Below are 20,527 nucleotides of genomic sequence, written 5' to 3'. Positions count from 1 at the left end.
TCAATGGACATGCCCCAAACGCATCAAGGTGACGACCTCGTCGCGTTCCGCCTCGGTCAGGACGGAGAAGGCGGGTGCCATCAGCTCGTCCGTCAGATCCTCGGCCTCCCGCCTGCGCGCGATCGTCTCCTCGTCGAGCGCGGGGTAGGGCTCGGGCCAGGTGAAGAAGCGCGCCATGCTCTCGCCGGAGGAGATGCCGAGCGGCGTGCCCTCGTGGTCGGCGGCCAGGGTCGCCATCAGCGGGTCGAGCCCCTTGGCGAGGACGGCAACGGCGTGCAGGCCGCCGCGCAGCTCCCTCACGACGTGCATGAGCTGGGTGGCCCTGGCGATGGGCTCGTCCGGCAGCGGCACCGCCCTCCAGCCCGCGAACAGCGGCGCTCCCAGGACCGACGCGGCGCCCGCCACCTTCTCCAGCAGCTCGGCCAGGCGGCCGCAGGCCTCGGCTTCGCTCAGCCTGCGCCTGCCCCATGCGTGACACGCCCCGGCGTAGAGCGCGACCGCCTCCTCGACGGGCAGCTTCCTGCCGCCCTCCCAGCTCTCGCGCACGTGGGCGGCGGGGAAGAAGACGGCGACCGAGGTGACGACGTCGGCGTCCACCTCGCCGAGGACGCCGCACCTGCCGCGGAAGTACAGCTCTCGCGGACCGAGCCCGGTTCGCGCGCAGAGCTCCTTGGCCTCCCTGGAGACCATGAAGCCGCCGCCCAGCCTGCCGATCGTGCCCTTGACCGCCGCCGCCGTGTGCTTGGAGTCGACCATGCGGCCAGCATCGCTCAGCAGAACATCATTCTGCAAGAGTCGTCAGAGGCTCAGTTCGCCCGAGGCGATGATCACCGCGGGTCCCGCGAGGTAGCTCGTCTCCTCCTCCAGCGTGACCGTCAGGTGGCCGCCCGGCACGTCGATGTTCCATGTGCCGGTGCTCTCGCCCGCCAGGTGCGCGGCGGCCACGGCGGTGGCGACGGCTCCCGTGCCGCACGAGCGGGTCTCTCCCGAGCCGCGCTCGAACACGCGCATCACGGCCCTGCGCTGCCCGACCGGGTTGAACAGCTCGATGTTCACCCCCGTGGGGAAGACTCCCGGGTCGAAGCCGGGCTGGTGGCCGAGGTCGAGCTGGACGACCGGCTCGCCGATGGCGCAGGCCAGGTGCGGGTTTCCCATGTCGATGTGCAGCCCGGTGAACTCGTGGCCGCTGACGGTGGTGACGCTCTCACCGAGCACGACGGGCTTGCCCATGTCGACGCGCACGTCACCGTCGGCCTCGATGCGGACCAGCTTGAGCCCTCCCCTGGTGGCGACGGCGAACTCGCCCGGCGAGGCCAGGCCTGCGGAGACCAGGTAGCGGGCGAAGACCCGCACGCCGTTGCCGCACATCTCGACGACGCTGCCGTCGGCGTTGCGGTAGTCCATGAACCACTCGGCGCTGTCGGCCTGGTCGGCCACCTCGTGGCTGGCCTTGGTGCGCATCACGTGGAGCACGCCGTCGGCGCCGATGCCGGTCCTGCGGTCGCAGATCGCGGCCACCGTGGCGGGGGGCAGGTCGAGCGCTCCGTCAGGGTCGGGAAGGATGACGAAGTCGTTCTCGGTGCCGTGCCCTTTGAGAAATCTCATGCCACAACCCTATCGAGGGCCTGCTGGAGCAGGTCCCCCGCGTCGAAGGGCAGCCAGAGCACCCTGGGGTCGCGGCGGAACCACGACTCCTGCCGCCTGGCGAACCTGCGCGTGGCCCTGACGGTCTCCTCGAAGGCCTGGTCCTCGCTCCACTCCCCTTGGAGGAAGCGCAGCGCCTGCGCGTAGCCGAGGGCCCTGCCTGCCGTACGGCCGTGCGCCAGGCCGAGCGGGAGCAGCCCGCGCACCTCGTCGACCAGGCCCGCCTCCCACATGCGCCGGACCCGCAGCTCGATGCGCTCGTCGAGGACCGGCCTCGGCACCTCCACGCCGATCTGAACGCTGGGATACAGGGCGTCGTAGGAGGGCATGCTCGCCGAGAAGGGCCGCCCCGTCAGCTCGATGACCTCGAGGGCGCGCACGATCCTGCGCCCGTTGCTGGGCAGGATCGCCTCCGCGGCCTTCGGGTCGAGCGCTCTCAACCGCTCGTACAGCGCCCCCGACCCCACCCCGGCCAGCTCGTCCTCGAGCCTGGCCCTGATCGAAGGATCGGTGCCGGGAAAGTCGAGGTCGTCGAGTGCCGCGCGGACGTAGAGGCCGGAGCCGCCCACGAGGATCGGCACCTCGATGGCGTCCATGAGCGGCCTGACCAGACGCTGGTACTCCGCCACGCTCGCCGTGACCGTCACGTCCCAGATGTCCAGGAGGTGGTGCGGGACCCCTCTGCGCTCTTCCTGGGTGAGTTTGGCGGTACCGATGTCCATTCCTCGGTAAAGCTGCATGGAGTCGGTATTGATGCATTCCCCACCCAGCCGGAGTGCCAGATCCACGGCGAGATCGGACTTTCCGGCCGCGGTCGGTCCGACGACGGCGATGACTGGCTGCTTGCCCACACGGATAAGTGTGTCAACCCTCGGGGTATGACTCGTCCCAGTGCATCGACACAAATCGGGGGATTGTCATGTCGATCTTTGACAAGGTCAAGGAGATGCTGGGCGGCGAGGAGAAGTCGCGCAACGTTCCCGAGCAGGCGACGAACGCCGAAGGAACACCCGCGCAGGGGAAGGACTCCTCTGGCGACCCGCTCGACGGCCTGAAGGACACGGCCGAGGACGCGGCGAACAGCCACATCGACAAGGCCGCAGGAGCTGCGGACTCGGCCACGGGGGGCAAGTACACCGACCACATCGACACCGGCGCCGACAAGGCGAGGGACGCCGCCGACCGGATCGACGGCCAGCAGGGCTGATGACGGGACCGGGGCCGCCGCGCCCGGCGGTCCCGGTGATCGTCAGAGGTCGAGCAGCGTCGGCTGCAGGTAGCCCTCGTGGGTGAGCAGCCAGCGCTTGGTCTCCACGCCCTCGCCGCCGCTGAACCCGCCGAGCCCGTTGCCCGCCACCACGCGGTGGCAGGGCACCACGATCGGGATGGGGTTGGCGCCCATGATCGAGCCGATGCCTCGGGCGGGGACACTCGAATGCGCCCGCCGCGCCAGCTCGCCGTAGGTCACGACCGTGCCGAAGGGCACCCGGTGCAGCGCCTGGAGCACCTGGCGCGGGGTGGGCGAGACGAACCGCCAGTCGATGGGCGTCTCGAAGGCGCGAAGCCGACCGGCGAAGTAATCGGTCAGCTCCGCCACGGCGCCGGCCGTACGGCCGGGATCGTCGACTTCGACCAGGTCCTTCAGCCGCGGTCTGGAACCCCAGCCTGAGGCGACGAGGCCCTCCTCTGTGACGGCCAGCACGAAGCGACCGACCGGCGTCGGCAGTTCGGCGAACGCGACGGTGCCGACAACAGTGCCGCCAACGGTGGTCATCATGTCCTCACCACAACAGGTAGAACTGCCAGGAATCACATCCTACGAGGGTCGTCCAGGAGGTTCTCCCTCATGGCTCCCTACCGGAACCACGGCGCCGGGCGAGCGGCGGATCCGCTGCCGGACGAGATCCACGAGGCTGCTCGAACGGCGGCACCGGCGAGGCCGCGTCGATGACGATCATCGGAGCTCACGGCCCGCCTGGCCACCGCCGCGCTCGACGGCATCCTGGCACGGAGCCCGACGATCGCGACCAGGCCCAGAATCAGGTAGGCGACCGCAGCCGCGCTCCACCAGCCGGGAGCGGTGCCGAACAGCCTGCTGCGGGTCCACATCGGGGATCCCGGCACCCCGATCGAAGAGACCATCCGGGCCCTGGACGACGTGGTCCGCGCCGGCAAGGTGTTGTACGAGCGGCATGGTCGCCGCTGGCCGGTGGCATCCTGTCCGACACGTTCACCCGTCGCGACGGGACCCTGTCCGGCCCCTCGGGGGCTCTTTCACCGCCGCCGCTTCCCATCGCAGGGGAGAGTCAGGAGGCAGGGATGAGGTTGACTATCGTCTTGGTGGGGTCGGGAAAGGTGCCCCTGCCATGGCTGGCGGGCGCGGACCGCTTCAGCGCAGGGACTGAGCGAAGCGGAACAGGCCGCCGGGGTCGTAGGCGGCCTTCACCTCCCGCAGCCGCGGCAGGTTGCTCCCGTAGTACGCCTGCGCCCAGTTCTCCAGGTCGGCGTCGGGGTAGTTAGGGTAGACCGCGCCTGAGGCCCACGGCGACAGCCGCGCCCACGACCGGCACAGCCACGCGTGCGCGTCCCGTCTGCGGCTGTCGGTGGCGCGGAATCCCACCTGGACGGCCTGCTTGAGCAGGAAGCGCGGGGCGCGGTGGACGAAGGCGCTCGCGCCTGGGGCGACGCGGGCGATCGCGCCCGCCCAGGGCACGAACTCCAGATCCCGGATCTCGCCGCGCACGCGGTCGGCGGCGAGCCGTCCCAGCAGGTCCTCGACGGCCGTCCTGGGCAGGTACCCGTCGAAGAAGCCCGACTTGTTCAGGCGAAGCCCTGGCCGCTCGCCGTACGGCAGCTCCGTGACGGCGCCCTCCCCGCCGTCGGCGTAGGCGTGGTGGCAGGCGGCCGCGGCGCCTTCCACGCGGGTGAGCCGGAGCCGGTCCAACGGCGCGAGCTCGCCGACCAGCTTCCTGGCCCACTCCTCCGGCCCGGCGACGATGCCGAAGAGCACGGCGTAGGGCGGTTCTTCGGGCTCGTCGCCCGAGATGACGGCGATCTCCAGGTTGACCTCGTCCGGTGCTTCGGGCGCCCAGTGCTGCCAGGCGTCGATGAGATCGGCGGCGCGGCCGAAGCCGCAGATCGCCTGGACGGTGGTGATCGGCACGATGGGCCGGGTGCGCAGTGTCAACTGTGTGACCACGCCTAAGTTGCCGCCACCGGCTCCGCGCAGCGCCCACAGCAGGTCGTCTCCCGCCTCGACGCTCCGCCCGTCGGCCAGGACCACGCGAGCCGCCAGCAGATGGTCGGCGCCGAGCCCGTACAGGCGGCCGAACACGCCGTATCCGCCGCCGAGCACCGCTCCGACCACGCCCACCGTGGGGCACCAGCCGCAGGGCACCATGCGCCCGTGCTCGGCCAGGCGCCGGGCCAGCTCGCCGATCTGCACGCCAGGGCCCACCCGCACGCTCTCAGCGCCGACCTCGATCGCCTTCATCGCGCCGAGGTCGACGAGCAGCCCGGTCGTGGAGGAGTGCTCGGCGAAGCTGTGGCCGCCGCCGCGCAGCGCGAACGGCAGGCCGCGGGCGCGGACGAGCTCCAGAACGCTCACCACGTCCGCTTCCGAGGCGCAGCAGGCCACGGCGGCGGGCAGTTCCTCGGCGAGCGTGCCGAGGAAGGCCTTGCGCCGCGACTGGTAGCCCGGCTCACCGGGGTGGATCATGCGCGGGCCCCTCATCGGCGGGCCGCCTTCCCTGTCTGCAACGCGTACAGCTCGGCGTAGCGTCCCCGCAACGCCAGCAGTTCCTCGTGCGTGCCCTCCTCTGCGACGCGCCCCCGGTGCAGCAGGTAGATGCGGTCGGCGTGCCGCACGCTCGTCAGCCGGTGCGTGATGAGCAGGACGGTCCGCTCTCCCGCGATCTTGCGGAGCGTCTCGTAGACGGCGTACTCCGCTTTGGCGTCCAGCGGCGCGGTCGGCTCGTCCCAGATCAGCAGGGGCCCGTCGCGGAACAGCCCGCGGGCCACGGCCAGGCGTTGCCACTGCCCCGCCGACAGCTCATGACCGCCCCTGAATTGCCTGGACAGCAGGGTGTGCCAGCCGGCGGGTAGACCGGTGACCATGTCGTCGGCCGCGGCGAGCGAGGCGGCCTCGCGCAGGGCGTGGTCTCCCGGGTCCTGGCGGTCGTGGCGGCCCATGCGGACGTTGGTCCTGGCGTCGTGCGGCCAGCGGACCGGGTGCTGCGGCACCAGGACCACCCGGTCGGCCAGAGTGTCCGGATCCAGGTCGGCGCTGTCGAGCCCGTCCCATCGCATGGTGCCGCTGGTGGGCCGGTAGAGCCCGGCCAGCAGCCTGGCCAGCGTGGTCTTGCCGGAACCGTTCTCGCCGACCAGCGCGATCGTCTGGCCCGCGTGGATGGTCAGGTCGATCTCCCGCAGCGCGGGGCGCCGGCTGCCCGGATAGGTGAAGCCGACGCCGTGCAGGGTGATGCGTTCGGGACAGCGCGGCGCCGCCGTACCGCCTGCCGGTCGCCTCCTGGTCTCGGCGTCGGCGAGGAAGTCGTGGTAGTCGGCCACGTACAGGGACTGCTCGAACAGCTGATTGGCGGCCTGGGCGAGCTGCCTCAGCGCGGCGGCCGCCACCCTGACAGCGATCACCGCGGTGCCCGCCCCGGCCAGCGCGATCCAGCCGGCGTGCAGCATCAGCCCGAGTACGGCCAGCACCCCGGCCATGGCCAGACCGCCCGCCGCGCGGCCCGCGGCTCTGACCCGCGCCATGGACAGCCCGACCCGCGTCTCCTCCTCCTTCAGCGCGTCTGCCGCCTGGCGGTATTCGGCCAGCACGTACGGCTGGGCCTGGCAGGCCCGCAACTCGCCCGCCGGTTCGCGCTCGGTGGCCAGCTCGGCGAGCATATCCACTCGGCGGTTCAGCGTGACCATGCCTCTCATGCCCGCGTATCCGCGCTGCGCGGCCTTCAGCACCGCCCACGCCTCCGGGATCACGCCGGCCACGATCAGCGGCACAAGCAGCGGGTGCAGGACGGCCAGCCCGATGGCCGCCGCCGTCACCCCGCAGGTGGCGCCGAGCAGGTCGATGGTGTTGCCCACCGCGCGGTCGAGGTGGAACAGCCCGCGGTCGCGTGCCCGGTGCAGGCCCTCGTAGAAGTCCACGTCGTCGAAGTCGGCCAGCTGTACGCCGAGGGAGGCGGCGAACAGCCGCTCCTCCGCCGCCCGCCGCAGCGCGGGCTCCAGCCGCGCTCTGGCCAGCTCCACTGCTGCCTCGGCCGCCCCGCGCAGCGCCACGATCGCGGCGACCAGGGCCAGGCCGGGCATCGCCGCCAGGAGCCGATCGGGCGCCGCCCCCGCGGCCAGCAGCTCGTCCAGCACCGCCGTGGTCGCCAGCAGCCCGCTGGCCGTCGCGGCGCCCGAGGCGAGCTGGAGGGCGAGGATGGTGAGTGCGGGCCACCGCCCGCACTGCCAGATGAGTCGCAGCACCGGTGTGGTGAGCGCCGGCAGGCGCCGCAGCGTACGCCGAGGTCCGTCCGGCCGATCCAGGTGCCAGTAGGGAGTGACGAGTTCCTCCTCCATATCGCTCACTCCGGGTCCGGGAGCAGGACGGAAGGCAGCGCGCAGTCCGGGTGCATGCGCAACAGCTGGTAGGCCACCCCGCCCAGCCCGGGTAGCAGGCCCGGCGCGAAGGCGTCCCTGGCCAGGCCGCTGACCGGGCCGTTGGCCTCCAGGCTGCCCAGGATGTGGGCGTCCAGCCGCGCCCGGTCCACCGGCGCGACCCCGGCCGCTCGAGCGTGCTCGATCACTTCCCAGGACCCGAGATCGCCGTGGCAGAGCGTGTGGTTCCATCCTGTGCCGTCGGCCCAGCAGGAGGCGGCGGCGCGCGCCAGCCTGTCGCGCCATCGGGCGCCGCCCTCACGGGCCAGCCGGTCGGCGGCGACGATCCCGACCCCGCCCGCGCCATGGCACCATGCGGCGGCGGTGAAGCCGTTCCCGCGCAGGTCCACCCAGCCACGCTGGCCCGGGTCGTAGAGGGTGTCCTCGTAGGCGAACGCCGCCTCGGCCAGCTCCCGCAGGCCGTCGGGGCCACCGGGGGATTCCGCCAACCGCGACAGGGCCCAGCCGATGCCGGTGGCGCCATGAGCCAGCCCCCCGAGCCCCTGCGGGAAGCGCGGGCTGGGCCAGCAGGCCCCGCCGGAGCGGCGCTCCGCCAGGCCGGCGAGGCGCGCTCCGATCGATCGGGCCAGCTCGGCCCACCGCGCTTGCCCGGCCTGCTCGCTCAGCCGCAGAAGAGGGACGATCGCCCCCGCCATCCCGGAGAGCAGATCGTAGCTGTCGTCGGCCTCGATCGACTCCGGGAGCAGTTCGGCCAGCGCGAGGGCACGCGCCAGCGCCTCCTCTCCGGCCACGCCGAAGGCGCGCAGCCGCAGCCAGCCCCACACCTGCGAGGTGATCCCGAGGTAGGCGCCGGGGGGCTCCGGCCGCATCCGCATGTCCTCCCGCCGCATGGCGGCGTCGCGGTCTTCCGTGAGGCGGATGGTGCGCAGGACCGCCTCCAGGAGGCCGGATAGCTCCTCGATCGGCTCGGCCCTGCCGTTGGCGGCCTCCTGGGTGTACGCGGTCAGCAAGAACGCAACGCCGTGGGCTCCGCCGTACAGGTCGGCCGACAGCGGCTGTACGGCCCAGCCGGTGGGGTTGAGCGCGGGCGTGATCCAGGTGACCGTGCCGTCCGTGCCGCGCACGGCACTGTCCAGCACGCCGCGCATGATGCCGGCCGCGGCCGCGCGCCGCCGGGGCTCCAGGCGGTCGGTACGGATCAGGCCAGGCGAGAGCTGCTTGTCCTCCGGCATCCAGCCCTCGTTGAGGTAGGCGCTGACCAGCGCCGCCTGCGCCACCCGACGGTCCAGGGCGTGGTCGCGCGCCCGCCACCGGGCGACGGCGTCGGCGATGAGATCGCGTTCCGGACCGCACCTGGTGCCCCCGGGGCCGCGCAGCACGCCGACGCGCGGGGTGGTGTCGAACATCGGGATGTCACCGTGGCACAGCTCGTTCACCTCGGCGGCGATGATGGCGGGGTCGCCGGGAGCGCCCGGCACGTTCTCCGACATCTTGGCCAGTAACGCGGCGGCCTTCGCGCGGGCGGGCGCCTCGTCGTGCAGCGCGACGGGATGCCAGAGCATGCGGCCCAGCTCGGCGTACGACTCGGTGGAGCGCAGCACCGCGCGGACCGGGCAGTCGGCGAAACCCGCCAGCAGCGACTCCACCTTGCCCGACCGGTCCAATTCGGTCAGGCGGTCGTCGAGCTCGTCGAATCCTGCGATGATCACGTCCCAGTAGTGGCCGAGCACCGGCTCGGGGCTGGGATGGTTGGCCGCCGGGGGCAGCTCCACCCGCTCGGTGCCCATCCGGGGGCTGTCGGTGCCCGCGCCGAGCACCACCGGCAGTTCGACCTGCGGCTGCTGGCCGGGCAGTGCGCCCGCCGCCGACATGTCCACGCCCCGCCAGCCCAGGGCCACCCCCCGTCCCGGGAGCAGCCCGGTACGCATCACCGAGGTGTCCACCAGCTCCACCGCCAGGTCGACGGCCTGGCCGTACCCCGAGGGACGCGCCTTGGCGTGCGGGGTGAACAGACTCTCGCAGTCGACGACCACGGGGTGCGGTCCTGCGGCGATGACGTTCTCGGCGTGCAGGTCGCTGCCGCCGAGCAGGCGCATGAGCGCCAGCCAGTGGCCCATGCCGCGATAGAACGCGCGCAGTTCTCCGGCGTCGGCGCAGTGGCGGTGCTCGATGTGCTCGGCCCAGCCGTACCCCTGCCTGGTCACGACCGTGGGCACGCGCATGGTAGAGGCGCCGAGGTGGGTGAGCAGCTCGGCGAGCGCCGCGTCCACCGCCAGCGAGCGTGGTTTGTAGATCGCGCGGCCGTCCTCGCCGTGCAGCACGACGACCGTCTGCCCGCCCCGGTGGCTGTCTCCGGCGCCGAACTCGACACGTTCGAGCTCGCCTGACGGTGCTCCCGGAAGGGTGGCCAGCGCCGCACGGTCCTCGGCGAAGCGTTCGGCGAAGCGGTAGGCGGCCTCGCAACGATGGCGTATCACCATCGTGAGCCTGGCCATCATGCCGGGGTACGGCACCGCCAGGTCGTGCCAGAACGTCGGTTCCGCCACACTTCGCTTCCATTCCTCCCATCGCGCGGCGGAGTCGGCGGCGGTCAGGCGCCCGGACAGCCGGGCGGCGTTCAGCTCCAGCACCAGCACCCTGGTGATCTTGCGGCGGACGTCCTCCTCGACGGACTGCGCGGAGCCTGCCAGGATGGCGCCGCGCTCGGCCGGGGCGAGGCCGGTGAGCGACCCCAGCCGGGCCTCCAGGTCGGCCAGAGCCGGTCCGATCAGCGGGTCCAGCGGAGGGTCGAACTCACCGGCCATCAGCTCCGGTCCCCGCTCAGCAGCAGTAACGGGTGTAGGAGCCTGAGCAGGCGGTCCCGCACTTGCCGGAGTAGCCCGGTCCGGTCATGGTGATCTCGGACTCGACGTACATGCCGGGCAGCAGTGGGCCGACCGGGCTGTCCGGCTCGTCGCCCACCCTCCAGGCGGCGATGATCTCCTCGGCCCTTTCGAGCGTGACGGTCATGCTTGCTCCCTTCTCGGACTTGGCGCCATGATCCGTTGCCCGCCCTGTGAACCGGTAGCCGCCATAACTGCGCACTTGACATGACATGCGAGATATGAGACAGACAGGCGTGATCACCGTTTCTGTAGTAGACGATGACCGGATGCTCATCGAGGGGCTGGCCGCCTGGCTGGCCGGTGTGCCCGACGTACGGCTGACCGGCCGGGCCGCGACCGTCGCCGAGCTGCTCGGAACGGAGCCTTCACCGGCCGACGTGGTGCTGCTCGACCTGCTGCTGGCCGACCGCTCCGACCCCGTGGGCAACGTGCGCACGCTGGTGCGGCTGCGGCGGCGGGTGCTCGTGGTCAGCGTGCTGACCTCGGGCGACATGGCCAGGCAAATGATCGACGCGGGAGCGGGAGGGTACCTCACCAAGGACCACGACCTGGCGGCCCTCGTAGAGAAGATCAGAGAGGTGGCGAAGGAGGAGGTGGCCATCTCCCCCGAGCTGGCGCTGGGCTGGCTGGCCGACCGGGACGGCGATCGGCCCATCCTGTCTCCGCAGGAGCGTGCGGTGCTGCTCGCCTATGCCTCCGGCATGACGCTCACCGCGGCGGCCCGCAGCGCCGGGGTGCAGCCGGGGACCGCCAAGAACTACCTGGAACGCGTCAAGGACAAGTACCGGAAGGCGGGCCGTCCCACCTACACCAAGCTGGAGCTCGCCGCCCGCGTCAGGGAGGACGGCCTGACCATCTGAGCTCCACGCACACCCCCTCGCCGGGAGCCGTGATGATCTTCGCGCTGCCGCCCACCTCGGCCATGCGCCCGATGACCGAGGAGCGCAACCCGTAGCCGGGCTCGACCCAGCCGGGATCGAAGCCCCTGCCTCGGTCGACCACGCGGACGGTGACCACGCCGTCCACCGCGACGGCGGTGAGCCAGGCCTCCCGCTCCCCGGAGTGCCTGGCCGCGTTGTTGAGCGCCTCCGCGCCTGCCTCCGCCATGGCCACGGCCACGTCGGCGGGCAGATCCTCGGGCAGCGCCTCGGCGGCGTAGCGCACGCACAACCCCAGCCCCGCCGCCCTGGCCACGGCGCGGGCCAAGCCGTTGCACAGCCCGGTGGCAGGGCCCGCGGTGTCCTGCCTGATCAGCGCCCGCACGTAGGCCGCGTCGGCCGCGCACCGCCGCCGCACCTCCTCCGTGTGGTGATCCAGCCCCCCTCGGGCGATCGCGGTCAGCGTGGCCAGGACCGTGTCGTGCAACTGCCGGTAGTGCGCCAGCCGGGCCTGCTCGGCGACCCGCTCCGCCTCGGCCGCCAACCGCTGCTCGGCCAGCCCGTCCAGCCGCGTCGCCTGGGCGGCCAGGTAGCGGCGGATGAAGAAGACGATGACCGCGAACCAGACGTAGCTGTTGACGCGCACAGCCATCTCCAGCACGGGCGGGAAGCGCTGGCCGAGATCGTCGGCGTGCGCGATCGCGTAGACCACGATCGGCGGCAGCAGGGCGGCGAACTGGATCGGACGCTCGCTGACCGCTCCGATCAGCGCTCCGGTCGCCAGCAGGGCGTGCGAGGACCAGTTGGTCACACACGTGCCCGACTCGGTCAGGCAGACACCGGTGACTCCGATCATGAACGCGCAGGTGGCAAGGACGTCGATCACCACGGCCCGGGGCACGAACCAGCCGCGCCGCGCGACCCAGTGGAACAACGTCACGTTCCAGGCCAGCGCCAGCGCCAGCAGCACCGCGTTGCGGCCGCGGTCGGAGAAGAGCGCCTCCTCGGCGAACAGGCTCGCGAACGCGGGCAGCAGGTAGCTGAGCCGCTGCAACATCAGCAGCATCGCCACGAACCGGCGCACGCGCTCGCCGCTGGGCCTGGACGCGAGGAACAGCGGATCTCGCCAGCCGAGGGAGCCCCGCCCACCCGTCGCGGCCTGCTCGACGGGGTCACGCGCGGGTGGTGGCTGCATGAAGATCGATGCCCTTCTGACGAGCTGGCTTCAAAGTTCCATCGAGCGCGACGTGATCTCAAGCGCAGGCCGTAAACGGACGTCCGGATTTGCGCCCCCGAGCGGGCCCGGTCTGGCGCGGCCGTGCGGAACGGCAGGGTCTTCACCGCGGGAGACCTGTACCGGCCGGCGAGCGGCGTCGCCACCGCGCTGACCTCGATTCACGACGCGGGCGCGATCCGCAGGGACATGAAAACGGACAACGTCCTGCTCGGTCCCTACGCTCCCGGCTGATCGACTTCGGGCTCGCGCGGACGCCGAAAACTCCACCATCACCACCGCGCCCGCCGCCGACATCGACGTCGACCTGGCCGCCCGACCCCGCCTGGGCATCTTGGTGCCGTACCTGGAATACACCATGGCCGCCCGCAACACCGGCCCGAACGTGGTTACCTCCGCCACGGTGGCGGCCACCCTGCCGCCAGGCGGGTCGGCGACCGACCTGTCGGCCGGCTGCACCGCGGCGGGCACCACGATCACCTGCACCTATGGCGCCCTCACCAACGGAGCCGGCACCGACAAGACCTTCAGGGTGCCGCTGTCGCTGCTGTCGCTGGGCCAGGTCACCGTCACCGCAACCCGCACCACCAGCGCCCCGGCCGACCCCAACCCGGCCAACGACAGCGCCTCAGCCAGCTGCACCGTCGTCTCCATCGTCCTGGCCACCTGCTCCTGACCACGCGCATCCGGACAGAACGGCAACGACACCCTGTCCGACACCTCCGGCGTCGACACCATGAGTGGCAGCCTCGGCAACGACACCATCAACGTCCAAGACGGCGCCGGCGGCGACAAGATGGGAGTCGACTGGCGCGCGCATCCACCGGTCCGACTGGAGATCGGTCCGGTCCTTCACCCGGACGACACGGCCGGGAACAATGTGGCCGCCCTCCATGGCAGGGCCGATGACATCGCGGAGCTACAAGAGCGATTCGAGTGCTGGGAGCGATCGACTCTCCGAGCGTCTAGCATCGCGCTAGTGTCCAACCGCGAACTCGTCGTCCTCGGCACCTCCAGCGCCGTCCCTACCAGACACCGCAACCACAACGGGTACTTCCTGCGCTGGGACGGACAGGGCGTGCTGTTCGACCCTGGTGAGGGCACGCAGCGGCAGATGCTGCACGCGGGTCTCAGCGCGCACGACATCCACTGGATCTGCGTCACCCACTTCCACGGCGACCACTGCCTGGGCGTGCCAGGCGTGGTGCAGCGCATCGCTCGCGACCGCGTCACCCATCCCGTGCGCGCCGTCTTCCCCGCCTCAGGCGAGCTCTACTGGCGCAGGCTGAGGAACGCGGCCGTCTTCGCCGACACCGACAAGATCACCGAGCACCCCGTCGCAGGCCCCGTCGCCGAGCTCGCGCCGCTGACCGCCCGCCGCCTGTCACACCCCGTCGAGTCGTACGGCTACCGCCTCCAGGAGCCCGACGGCCGCAGGATGCTGCCCGACAGGCTCAAGGCCCACGGCATCAAGGGCCCCGAGATCACCGAGCTCCAGCGGAAGGGCTCGGTACGCGGAGTCACCCTCGAGCAGTGCAGCGTGCCCCGCCCCGGTCAGTCGGCCGCCTTCGTCATGGACACCAGGCTCTGCGACCCGGTGTTCGAACTGGCCGACGGCGCGGACCTGCTCGTGATCGAGTCGACGTTCCTGTCGCCGGAGGCCGCGCTGGCCAAGGAGTACGGTCACCTGACCGCCTACGACGCGGGGCTGGTCGCCGCCCGCGCGGGAGTGCGCAGGCTGGTGCTGACCCACTTCTCCGAACGGTACGGCCTGGCCGAGGAGCCCGCCTTCCTGGAGGAGGTGCGGCGCAGCTATGACGGCGAGGTGGTGCTGGCCCGCGACTTCACGACGGTCCCGGTGCCCGGACGGCGCTGAGCGCCCACCGTCAGGGAGCCCGGCCCTCGAGCCAGGTCGCCACGCAGTACCCCACTCCATAAGGAGAGGACTCGTCCAGCAGGGCGGGCCGCAGCGCGGTGCCCTCGGCCGCGCCCGCCAGCACCTGCAACGCGGCCCTGCCCGCCACCCAGAGCGCGGCGGCCTGCGCGGGGTCCATCGCGGCCAGCGCTCCCGTGTCGGCCTCGGCCAGCGCCCTCACGATCTCTTCGTTGTACGGGGCGGCGGCCGGATGCAGGTAGCCGGGCGACTTCTCGGTGAGGCAGGCCGAGCCGTCACCCATGACCAGCAGCGCGGTCCTTCGCCCCTCGACCAGCTTCGCGCCCAGAGCCAGGCACTCGGCCACACTCGCGTCCGACGCCACACCCTGGAACACCAGACCCCGCCCGCCCGCTGCTGTGCCGTCCGGTTCGCCGTCCGTTCCGCCGGTCGGTTCGCCGGTCGGTTCGTCGGCCGCTCCGATCGTCGGTTCGCCGGCCGGTTCGCCGGCCGCTCCGGCGTTCGGTTCGCCGGCCGGTTCGCGGGTCGGTTCGTTGGTCGGTTGCTTGGTCAGGAGCCAGCGGCCGATCGTCAGCGACAGCGGCAGGACGGGCTCGCCCTCGCCCACCCTGACGTCGACGCCCCACGGTCCGAGCGTGCCCGCGGCCTGCCTGCCGTACGCTCGGGTCCGCTCGTCGGAGCCGACGACGACGAGCAGGTCGTGATCCACGGCGAGCACCGCCCCGATCGCGGCGGCGCAGGCGGCGCGCAGGCCGTCGAGCTCGGGCGCGGCGGCCCCCGCGAGCTCGGGCACGATCAGCGGGGGGTGCGGGCACACGGCCGCGGCGACAAGCATCCGCCCAGGCTAACCGAGCCGTCGCCTCCCCCGGCCGCGAGCGTCCCCCGCGGCCGGCGGCTTCCTACCGGCAAGGCCCACGGCCCCGCGGCCGGCGGCTTCCTACCGGCAAGGCCCACGGCCCCGTGGCGGGTGGCTTCCTACCGGCAAGGCGCACGGCCCCGTGGCGGGTGGCTTCCTACTGGTAGGGGTTGCGGCCCTCGCGGACCGCGGCGAACAGGCGCTCGGCGTAGGTGTGGGCCGCCTGGTGCAGGCCGTGGCCGTAGCTGACCCTGACGACGCCCAGCGCGGCCAGCTCGTCCAGCGAAGGGGCACCAGGCCGGAACAGCACGTTGATCGGCAGTTGGGCGGCCAGCGCCCCGATCTCCTCGGCGTCGGCCAGGCCGATCGGGTAGACGCAGTCGGCGCCCGCCTCGAGGTAGCGGCGGCCCCTGATCAGCGCGTCCGCGGTGGTGCGGTCTCCGGCGATGTAAGTGTCGACACGGGCGTTGACGACCAGGTCGGCACCTGCCGCCGCCCTGACGGCGGAGAGGAAGTCGGCCTGCTCCTCCCTGTCGATGAGGCCGTCGCGGCCTGAGTCCTCCAGGTTGCAGCCGGACGCGCCGGTCTCCAGCAGGCGCTCGACCAGCTCGGCGGGCTTGAGACCGTAGCCGCGCTCCATGTCGGCGGTCACGGGGACGCCGACCGCCCTCACGATCCTGGCCACCGCCGCGAGCATCTCTCCAGGCGGGGTGTGCTCGCCGTCCTCGTAACCGAGCACGGCCGCCATCGCCGAGCTGCCGGTGGCCACGACGGGGAAGCCCGCCGCCTCCACGGCTCCGGCGGAGGCGGCGTCCCAGACGTTGGGCAGGATGAGCGGGCTCGTCCTGGTGTGGAGGTCGCGCAGGCGGGTGGCTGTCTCGGTGGTCATGCGGGGACCCTACGGCGCGACCGCCGGGCGCTGAAGGTCCAATCGGCTCGCATACCCATGAGCCACCCGCTACTCGGGAGCCCCCGCTACCCGGGTGCGACCTCCGCGGGCGAGCTGAGCCGCCGCCCGTACGGTCTCAGCAGCCGTCAGCCGCGCACTGGCCCGCGACCTCGCCCGCGGGGCCGTCGGCGGGACCGCCCCCCGCGCTCTGCTGCTCCTTGGAGGTGTCCTTCGACGTGTCCTTGGACGTGTTCTTCGAGGAGGAGCCGTCACTGCCGGCGGCCTGGCCCGCGGAGCCTCTGTCAGAGTCAGAGTCAGAGTCAGAGTCGGCGGGAGGGTCGGCCTGGACGGCGTCGCCCTCGGCCGATTCACCGCTCTCGACAGGCAGCGCGTCGCCCTCCGCCGACTCGCCCGAGTCACCGAGGTCCTCGCCTGGGCCCGAGTCGCCCTCCTTCTCGGCTCCGGACTCCGACCCGGACCCTGGCTGCTGGGCCTGCTCGCTGGTCTGGGAGGCAGGACCGCCCTGAGCCCTGTCGTTGCCCAGGAGCGTGAAGCCGACGCCGCCTGCCACCAGCAGGGCGACGAGCGCCGAGGCGGCGATGACGAGGGGCTTGCTGTTCCTTCGTGGTCGGTGATCCTGACCAGGCCCGGAAAGGATCTCCAGGCGATCCTGATCAGGCTGGCCCGTCGGTGAGGGGACGTGCCCGTGCATGAGAGAACTCCCTGCGGTCGTATCGGGGGGAAACGCGATGGCTTCCGCGGGCGATGGACCACACTAACCGCAGGAGTGGAATGCCCGCACACCAATCACGAAGGAATCACGACTTGTCTACTCTTGGACCCATACGCCCAGGTTGGCGGACCAGGGCGGTTCCTGTGGCGGGCGTGGCCGGGGTTCTCGGCACCGCCGGACTAGGCGTTTTCCTGGCGTTTTCCGGGATTTTCGATGATCGTCCGCGGATTTCGGAGACTGCGGAGATAAGGCCGCTTACCCCTGGCCCGGAAATATCAACTTCCGTGGAGGCGGCGAGGCTCGTGCCGCCTCAGGCCCGCGGCAGCGGGTGGGTCAGACCGGTGCCCGCTCCGCCGTACCGGACGGCGCCCTCGCCGCGTCGGACGGCGGACGACCAGGGGCAGGCCACGGCTCCGACGGCGCGCAGACCCTCGACAGCGCGCACTCCGGGCAGCGCGAGCGCGCGCCCGGCCGAGCCACGGGCGCAGCGCCCGCTGCCCGACCCGTGCGCGACCTTCAGGGACCTACGGCGCGACTACTGCTACGAGGTCCTCGACGACCTCACGAGGTGACGGCGCATCCGCGCGGGAAGAGGCCCGCACCCCTCACCAAGCGTCCGCGCGTCCGCGCGAAGGTGACGGGTGTCCCCTACGAGGTGACGGCGCAGCCCGAGGGTTCGACGGGCAGGGGCGCGGGGCGACCGATGGAGGGCATGCCGAGCGAGACGCCCTTGGCCTGAGCGGGAGCGCCCTGGCGGGCCTGCCACGCGTCGCCCGCGCGGGTGCGGCGCAGGCCGAGGGCACGGTCGGCGACCAGGTGGTGCGGGGCCGCGTAGGTGACCTCGACGGTCACCATGTCGCCCGGCCTGGGCGTCTCGTCGCCCACCGCGAAGTGCACGAGCCTGTTGTCGGCGGCCCGTCCTGACAGGCGTCTCGTGGCCTCGTCCTTGCGGCCCTCACCCTCGGCGACCAGCACCTCGAGAGTGCGACCCACCTGCTTCTTGTTCTCCTCCCACGAGATCTCCTCCTGGAGCGCGACCAGCCGCTCGTAGCGCTCCTGGACGACCTCCTTCGGCACCTGGTCGGCCATGGTGGCGGCGGGGGTGCCGGGGCGGATGGAGTACTGGAAGGTGAAGGCGTTGGCGAAGCGGCTCTGGCGCACCACGTCGAGGGTGGCCTGGAAGTCCTCCTCGGTCTCGCCGGGGAAGCCGACGATGATGTCGGTGGAGATGGCCGCGTCGGGCATGGCCGCACGGACCCGCTCGATGATGCCGAGATAGCGCTCTGCCCTGTACGAGCGGCGCATGGCCTTCAGCACCCGGTCGGAGCCGGACTGGAGCGGCATGTGGAGCTGGTGCATCACGTTGGGCGTCTCGGCCATGGCGGCGATGACGTCGTCGGTGAAGGCCGCGGGGTGCGGCGAGGTGAAGCGGACCCGCTCGAGGCCCTCGATGTCGCCGCACGCGCGCAGCAGCTTGCCGAAGGCCAGCCGGTCGCCGAACTCGACGCCGTAGGTGTTGACGTTCTGCCCGAGGAGGGTGACCTCGAGGACGCCCTGCTGGACCAGCGTCTGGACCTCGGCCAGCACGTCGCCTGGGCGCCTGTCCTTCTCCTTGCCGCGCAGCGCGGGCACGATGCAGAAGGTGCAGGTGTTGTTGCAGCCGACCGAGACCGACACCCACGCCGCGTACGGCGACTCGCGCTTGGTGGGCAGCGTCGAGGGGAAGACCTCGAGCGACTCCTTGAGCTCGACCTGCGCCTCGCCGGCGATGCGGGCCCGCTCCAGGAGCACCGGCAGCGAGCCGATGTTGTGGGTGCCGAAGACCACGTCGACCCACGGAGCCTTGCGGACGATCTCGCCCTGGTCCTTCTGCGCGAGGCAGCCGCCGACGGCGATCTGCATGTCGGGGTTCTTCACCTTGGCGGGCCGCAGATGGCCGAGGTTGCCGTAGAGGCGGTTGTCGGCGTTCTCGCGGACGGCGCACGTGTTGAACACGACCACGTCAGCGGTCTCGCCGTCGGGAGCGGGCACGTAGCCGGCGTCCTCCAGCAGGCCCGAGAGGCGCTCGGAGTCGTGCACGTTCATCTGGCACCCGTAGGTGCGCACCTGATAGGTCCTCATGGCACTCTCAAGGGTAGGCGTTCCCGTGCAACACTTGCGCCCGAGGGTAAAATGAGGCTGCCGTGATCGGATCGGTACCGCCCGGTTAGTGACCGGTGCATCTCACCCCTCTACGTTGTCATCCATGACGGACCACTCGACTCCGCTGGTCAAGCTGGAGAACGTCAATAAGCACTTCGGGGCGTTGCACGTTCTGAAGGACATCAACCTGACCGTCTCCCGCGGCGAGGTCCTGGTCGTGATCGGTCCTTCAGGCGGTGGCAAGTCCACGCTGTGCAGGGCGATCAACAGACTGGAGACCATCGACGGCGGCCAGATCGTCTTCGACGGCAGGCCCCTGCCCGCCGAGGGCAAGGCGCTGGCCGCGCTGCGCTCCGAGGTCGGCATGGTCTTCCAGTCCTTCAACCTCTTCGCGCACAAGACCATCCGCGAGAACGTGACGCTGGGCCCGGTCAAGGTGCGAGGCATCGCCAGGGACAAGGCCAACACACGGGCCATGGAGCTGCTCGAACGCGTGGGCATCGCCGCGCAGGCGGACAAGTACCCCGCCCAGCTGTCCGGCGGACAGCAGCAGCGCGTCGCGATCGCCAGGGCGCTCGCGATGGACCCCAAGATGATCCTTTTCGACGAGCCCACCTCCGCGCTCGACCCTGAGATGGTTCAGGAGGTGCTCGACGTCATGGTGGCCCTCGCTCGTGACGGGATGACCATGGTGGTCGTCACGCACGAGATGGGCTTCGCCCGGAAGGCGGCCAACCGGGTGGTGTTCATGGCCGAGGGCCAGATCGTCGAGGAGAGCACCCCTGAAGAGTTCTTCACCAACGCCCGCACCGAACGGGCCAAGGATTTCCTCTCCAAGATTCTTACGCACTAGAAGAGGTGTCACACATGCGAATCCAACGTGCGGGAGCCGCTCTCGCGGCCGCTGGCGTCCTGGTAGGCAGCCTGGCGGCCTGCGGCGGCGGCAGTGAGCAGACCTACGGCAGCGTGGTCGAGAAGGCGCAGGGTGGCGGCACCGTCGTGGTCGGCACCAAGTGGGACCAGCCCAGCCTGGGTCTGAAGAAGGGCGCGGAGCCCGAGGGCTTCGATGTTGACGTGGCCAAGGCCGTGCTCAAGGAGATGGCCGGCGGCAAGGATGTCAAGATCGAATGGAAGGAGTCCGCCTCTTCCAACCGTGAGCCCTTCCTGGCCAACGGCACGGTCGACATCATCTTCGCCACCTACTCCATCACTGACGAGCGCAAGCAGAAGGTGACCTTCGGCGGGCCCTACGTCGTCGCCCACCAGGACGTGATGACGCGCGGTGACGACACCTCGATCAACGCGCCGACGGACCTGAAGGGCAAGAAGATCTGCAAGGCGTCCGGCTCGAACTCCTACAAGCGGATCACCGACCCGCCGCCGGACGGCAAGCTCGACATCGACGCCACGCCCGTCGACGCCGCCAACTACTCCGAGTGCATCCAGAAGCTGCAGGGCAGCAACCTTGACGCGGTGACCACCGACGACCTGATCCTGGCGGGCTTCGCCAAGCAGGCGGCGGCCTCCGGCGGCAAGTTCAAGGTCCTGGGCCAGGGCTTCACCGACGAGAAGTACGGCATCGGCCTGAAGAAGGGCGACACCAAGACCTGCGAGGCGGCCAACGCGGCCGTGGCGAAGCTGTGGCAGAACGGCACCATGAAGCAGCTGTTCGACAAGTGGTTCGGCGGCATTCAGGGGCTCAAGCTGGCCGACAGCGCGCCGCCTGCCGAGGGTTGCGCCTAGGAAGACACGA

Annotated in this window: 22 protein-coding genes; 7 read left to right on the top strand and 15 right to left on the bottom strand. The window is 71.3% G+C overall.

What is annotated here, in order from left to right:
* Genes ABFX55_RS47040 through miaA form a run of 3 tightly spaced genes read right to left on the bottom strand, consistent with a single transcriptional unit; the run spans position 1 to position 2,495 of the window.
* Positions 1-756 carry an SCO6745 family protein gene (locus ABFX55_RS47040; protein WP_346130453.1) on the bottom strand — a complete coding sequence of 252 codons (756 nt, stop codon included), beginning with the start codon at positions 754-756 and terminating at the stop codon, positions 1-3.
* A gap of 42 nt (positions 757-798) precedes the next feature.
* Complete coding sequence (dapF, locus tag ABFX55_RS47035; RefSeq protein ID WP_346130451.1) at positions 799-1,605, bottom strand: diaminopimelate epimerase; 807 nt, start codon at positions 1,603-1,605, stop codon at positions 799-801.
* A complete protein-coding gene (gene miaA, locus ABFX55_RS47030) occupies positions 1,602-2,495 on the bottom strand; it encodes a tRNA (adenosine(37)-N6)-dimethylallyltransferase MiaA (protein ID WP_346130449.1) in 894 nt (297 codons plus the stop codon). Before miaA ends, dapF begins: the two co-directional genes overlap by 4 nt.
* A 68-nt stretch (positions 2,496-2,563) precedes the next feature.
* On the opposite strand from miaA, the gene ABFX55_RS47025 reads away from it, so the two are divergent.
* The gene (locus ABFX55_RS47025; RefSeq protein ID WP_346130448.1) at positions 2,564-2,851 is read left to right on the top strand and encodes an antitoxin; all 288 of its coding nucleotides are present in this window, start codon (positions 2,564-2,566) and stop codon (positions 2,849-2,851) included.
* 42 nt (positions 2,852-2,893) lie between these two features.
* Here the strand turns inward: ABFX55_RS47025 and ABFX55_RS47020 are convergent, their stop codons facing one another.
* The 6 genes from ABFX55_RS47020 to ABFX55_RS46995 all read right to left on the bottom strand — a co-directional run bounded on the left by ABFX55_RS47020 (position 2,894) and on the right by ABFX55_RS46995 (position 10,272).
* A complete protein-coding gene (locus tag ABFX55_RS47020) occupies positions 2,894-3,421 on the bottom strand; it encodes a methylated-DNA--[protein]-cysteine S-methyltransferase (protein ID WP_346130446.1) in 528 nt (175 codons plus the stop codon).
* Between the two features lie 77 nt (positions 3,422-3,498).
* Entirely contained in the window at positions 3,499-3,753 is a 255-nt protein-coding gene (locus ABFX55_RS47015; protein WP_346131509.1) for a hypothetical protein, read from the bottom strand.
* Between the two features lie 280 nt (positions 3,754-4,033).
* The gene (locus ABFX55_RS47010; protein ID WP_346130445.1) at positions 4,034-5,362 is read right to left on the bottom strand and encodes an FAD-binding oxidoreductase; all 1,329 of its coding nucleotides are present in this window, start codon (positions 5,360-5,362) and stop codon (positions 4,034-4,036) included.
* 11 nt (positions 5,363-5,373) lie between these two features.
* Entirely contained in the window at positions 5,374-7,224 is a 1,851-nt protein-coding gene (locus ABFX55_RS47005) for an ABC transporter ATP-binding protein (protein ID WP_346130443.1), read from the bottom strand.
* A gap of 5 nt (positions 7,225-7,229) precedes the next feature.
* Positions 7,230-10,067: a type 2 lanthipeptide synthetase LanM family protein gene (locus tag ABFX55_RS47000; RefSeq protein WP_346130442.1), complete on the bottom strand. Its 2,838-nt coding sequence runs from the start codon at positions 10,065-10,067 to the stop codon at positions 7,230-7,232.
* 16 nt (positions 10,068-10,083) lie between these two features.
* Positions 10,084-10,272 (bottom strand): DUF6229 family protein, encoded by a 189-nt coding sequence (locus ABFX55_RS46995; protein ID WP_346130440.1) that lies wholly within the window; start codon positions 10,270-10,272, stop codon positions 10,084-10,086.
* 85 nt (positions 10,273-10,357) lie between these two features.
* On the opposite strand from ABFX55_RS46995, the gene ABFX55_RS46990 reads away from it, so the two are divergent.
* Positions 10,358-11,008 carry a response regulator gene (locus tag ABFX55_RS46990; protein ID WP_346130438.1) on the top strand — a complete coding sequence of 217 codons (651 nt, stop codon included), beginning with the start codon at positions 10,358-10,360 and terminating at the stop codon, positions 11,006-11,008.
* On the opposite strand, the gene ABFX55_RS46985 is transcribed toward ABFX55_RS46990, so the two are convergent.
* Complete coding sequence (locus ABFX55_RS46985; RefSeq protein ID WP_346130436.1) at positions 10,983-12,221, bottom strand: sensor histidine kinase; 1,239 nt, start codon at positions 12,219-12,221, stop codon at positions 10,983-10,985. The two genes, ABFX55_RS46990 and ABFX55_RS46985, sit on opposite strands and share 26 nt — an antisense overlap.
* 123 nt (positions 12,222-12,344) lie before the next feature.
* Between ABFX55_RS46985 and ABFX55_RS46980 the strand changes: the two genes are divergently transcribed.
* From ABFX55_RS46980 to ABFX55_RS46970, 3 genes are all read left to right on the top strand, one after another.
* On the top strand, positions 12,345-12,494 hold the full coding sequence (locus ABFX55_RS46980) for a hypothetical protein (RefSeq protein WP_346130435.1): 150 nt from the start codon (positions 12,345-12,347) through the stop codon (positions 12,492-12,494).
* A 103-nt stretch (positions 12,495-12,597) separates the two neighbouring features.
* Entirely contained in the window at positions 12,598-12,936 is a 339-nt protein-coding gene (locus tag ABFX55_RS46975) for a hypothetical protein (RefSeq protein ID WP_346130433.1), read from the top strand.
* Positions 12,937-13,239: 303 nt separating this feature from the next.
* Positions 13,240-14,136: a ribonuclease Z gene (locus ABFX55_RS46970; RefSeq protein ID WP_346130431.1), complete on the top strand. Its 897-nt coding sequence runs from the start codon at positions 13,240-13,242 to the stop codon at positions 14,134-14,136.
* 10 nt (positions 14,137-14,146) lie between these two features.
* Here ABFX55_RS46970 and ABFX55_RS46965 read toward each other — a convergent pair whose 3' ends face one another.
* The 5 genes from ABFX55_RS46965 to miaB all read right to left on the bottom strand — a co-directional run bounded on the left by ABFX55_RS46965 (position 14,147) and on the right by miaB (position 18,753).
* Complete coding sequence (locus ABFX55_RS46965) at positions 14,147-14,989, bottom strand: class III extradiol ring-cleavage dioxygenase family protein (protein WP_346130429.1); 843 nt, start codon at positions 14,987-14,989, stop codon at positions 14,147-14,149.
* 178 nt (positions 14,990-15,167) lie between these two features.
* Positions 15,168-15,899 carry an isocitrate lyase/PEP mutase family protein gene (locus tag ABFX55_RS46960; protein WP_346130427.1) on the bottom strand — a complete coding sequence of 244 codons (732 nt, stop codon included), beginning with the start codon at positions 15,897-15,899 and terminating at the stop codon, positions 15,168-15,170.
* Between the two features lie 136 nt (positions 15,900-16,035).
* On the bottom strand, positions 16,036-16,611 hold the full coding sequence (locus ABFX55_RS46955; protein WP_346130425.1) for a prolipoprotein diacylglyceryl transferase: 576 nt from the start codon (positions 16,609-16,611) through the stop codon (positions 16,036-16,038).
* A gap of 331 nt (positions 16,612-16,942) precedes the next feature.
* Positions 16,943-17,077 carry a hypothetical protein gene (locus tag ABFX55_RS46950; protein ID WP_346130424.1) on the bottom strand — a complete coding sequence of 45 codons (135 nt, stop codon included), beginning with the start codon at positions 17,075-17,077 and terminating at the stop codon, positions 16,943-16,945.
* Positions 17,078-17,280: 203 nt separating this feature from the next.
* Positions 17,281-18,753 carry a tRNA (N6-isopentenyl adenosine(37)-C2)-methylthiotransferase MiaB gene (miaB, locus tag ABFX55_RS46945; protein WP_346130422.1) on the bottom strand — a complete coding sequence of 491 codons (1,473 nt, stop codon included), beginning with the start codon at positions 18,751-18,753 and terminating at the stop codon, positions 17,281-17,283.
* A gap of 124 nt (positions 18,754-18,877) precedes the next feature.
* Between miaB and ABFX55_RS46940 the strand changes: the two genes are divergently transcribed.
* A complete protein-coding gene (locus ABFX55_RS46940) occupies positions 18,878-19,627 on the top strand; it encodes an amino acid ABC transporter ATP-binding protein (protein ID WP_346130420.1) in 750 nt (249 codons plus the stop codon).
* Positions 19,628-19,641: 14 nt separating this feature from the next.
* Positions 19,642-20,517 carry a glutamate ABC transporter substrate-binding protein gene (locus ABFX55_RS46935; RefSeq protein WP_346130419.1) on the top strand — a complete coding sequence of 292 codons (876 nt, stop codon included), beginning with the start codon at positions 19,642-19,644 and terminating at the stop codon, positions 20,515-20,517.
* Positions 20,518-20,527: the final 10 nt, after the last annotated feature.

Origin of the sequence: Nonomuraea roseola, from assembly GCF_039535395.1 — a bacterium.
Lineage (GTDB): Bacteria > Actinomycetota > Actinomycetes > Streptosporangiales > Streptosporangiaceae > Nonomuraea > Nonomuraea roseola.
This window is presented reverse-complemented; position numbering and strand designations above follow the sequence as displayed.

What these genes read in the sequence shown, in the direction of transcription:
- ABFX55_RS47005 (WP_346130443.1), bottom strand. Translation starts at nt 7,224, where the DNA reads ATGGAGGAGGAACTCGTCACTCCCTACTGGCACCTGGATCGGCCGGAC.
- ABFX55_RS47000 (WP_346130442.1), bottom strand. Translation starts at nt 10,067, where the DNA reads ATGGCCGGTGAGTTCGACCCTCCGCTGGACCCGCTGATCGGACCGGCT.
- ABFX55_RS47025 (WP_346130448.1), top strand. Translation starts at nt 2,564, where the DNA reads ATGTCGATCTTTGACAAGGTCAAGGAGATGCTGGGCGGCGAGGAGAAG.
- miaB (WP_346130422.1), bottom strand. Translation starts at nt 18,753, where the DNA reads ATGAGGACCTATCAGGTGCGCACCTACGGGTGCCAGATGAACGTGCAC.
- ABFX55_RS46990 (WP_346130438.1), top strand. Translation starts at nt 10,358, where the DNA reads ATGCGAGATATGAGACAGACAGGCGTGATCACCGTTTCTGTAGTAGAC.
- ABFX55_RS46960 (WP_346130427.1), bottom strand. Translation starts at nt 15,899, where the DNA reads ATGACCACCGAGACAGCCACCCGCCTGCGCGACCTCCACACCAGGACG.
- ABFX55_RS46995 (WP_346130440.1), bottom strand. Translation starts at nt 10,272, where the DNA reads ATGACCGTCACGCTCGAAAGGGCCGAGGAGATCATCGCCGCCTGGAGG.
- ABFX55_RS47020 (WP_346130446.1), bottom strand. Translation starts at nt 3,421, where the DNA reads ATGATGACCACCGTTGGCGGCACTGTTGTCGGCACCGTCGCGTTCGCC.
- ABFX55_RS47015 (WP_346131509.1), bottom strand. Translation starts at nt 3,753, where the DNA reads ATGTGGACCCGCAGCAGGCTGTTCGGCACCGCTCCCGGCTGGTGGAGC.
- ABFX55_RS47040 (WP_346130453.1), bottom strand. Translation starts at nt 756, where the DNA reads ATGGTCGACTCCAAGCACACGGCGGCGGCGGTCAAGGGCACGATCGGC.
- ABFX55_RS46935 (WP_346130419.1), top strand. Translation starts at nt 19,642, where the DNA reads ATGCGAATCCAACGTGCGGGAGCCGCTCTCGCGGCCGCTGGCGTCCTG.
- ABFX55_RS46985 (WP_346130436.1), bottom strand. Translation starts at nt 12,221, where the DNA reads ATGCAGCCACCACCCGCGCGTGACCCCGTCGAGCAGGCCGCGACGGGT.
- dapF (WP_346130451.1), bottom strand. Translation starts at nt 1,605, where the DNA reads ATGAGATTTCTCAAAGGGCACGGCACCGAGAACGACTTCGTCATCCTT.
- ABFX55_RS46940 (WP_346130420.1), top strand. Translation starts at nt 18,878, where the DNA reads ATGACGGACCACTCGACTCCGCTGGTCAAGCTGGAGAACGTCAATAAG.
- ABFX55_RS46955 (WP_346130425.1), bottom strand. Translation starts at nt 16,611, where the DNA reads ATGCACGGGCACGTCCCCTCACCGACGGGCCAGCCTGATCAGGATCGC.
- ABFX55_RS47010 (WP_346130445.1), bottom strand. Translation starts at nt 5,362, where the DNA reads ATGATCCACCCCGGTGAGCCGGGCTACCAGTCGCGGCGCAAGGCCTTC.
- ABFX55_RS46965 (WP_346130429.1), bottom strand. Translation starts at nt 14,989, where the DNA reads ATGCTTGTCGCCGCGGCCGTGTGCCCGCACCCCCCGCTGATCGTGCCC.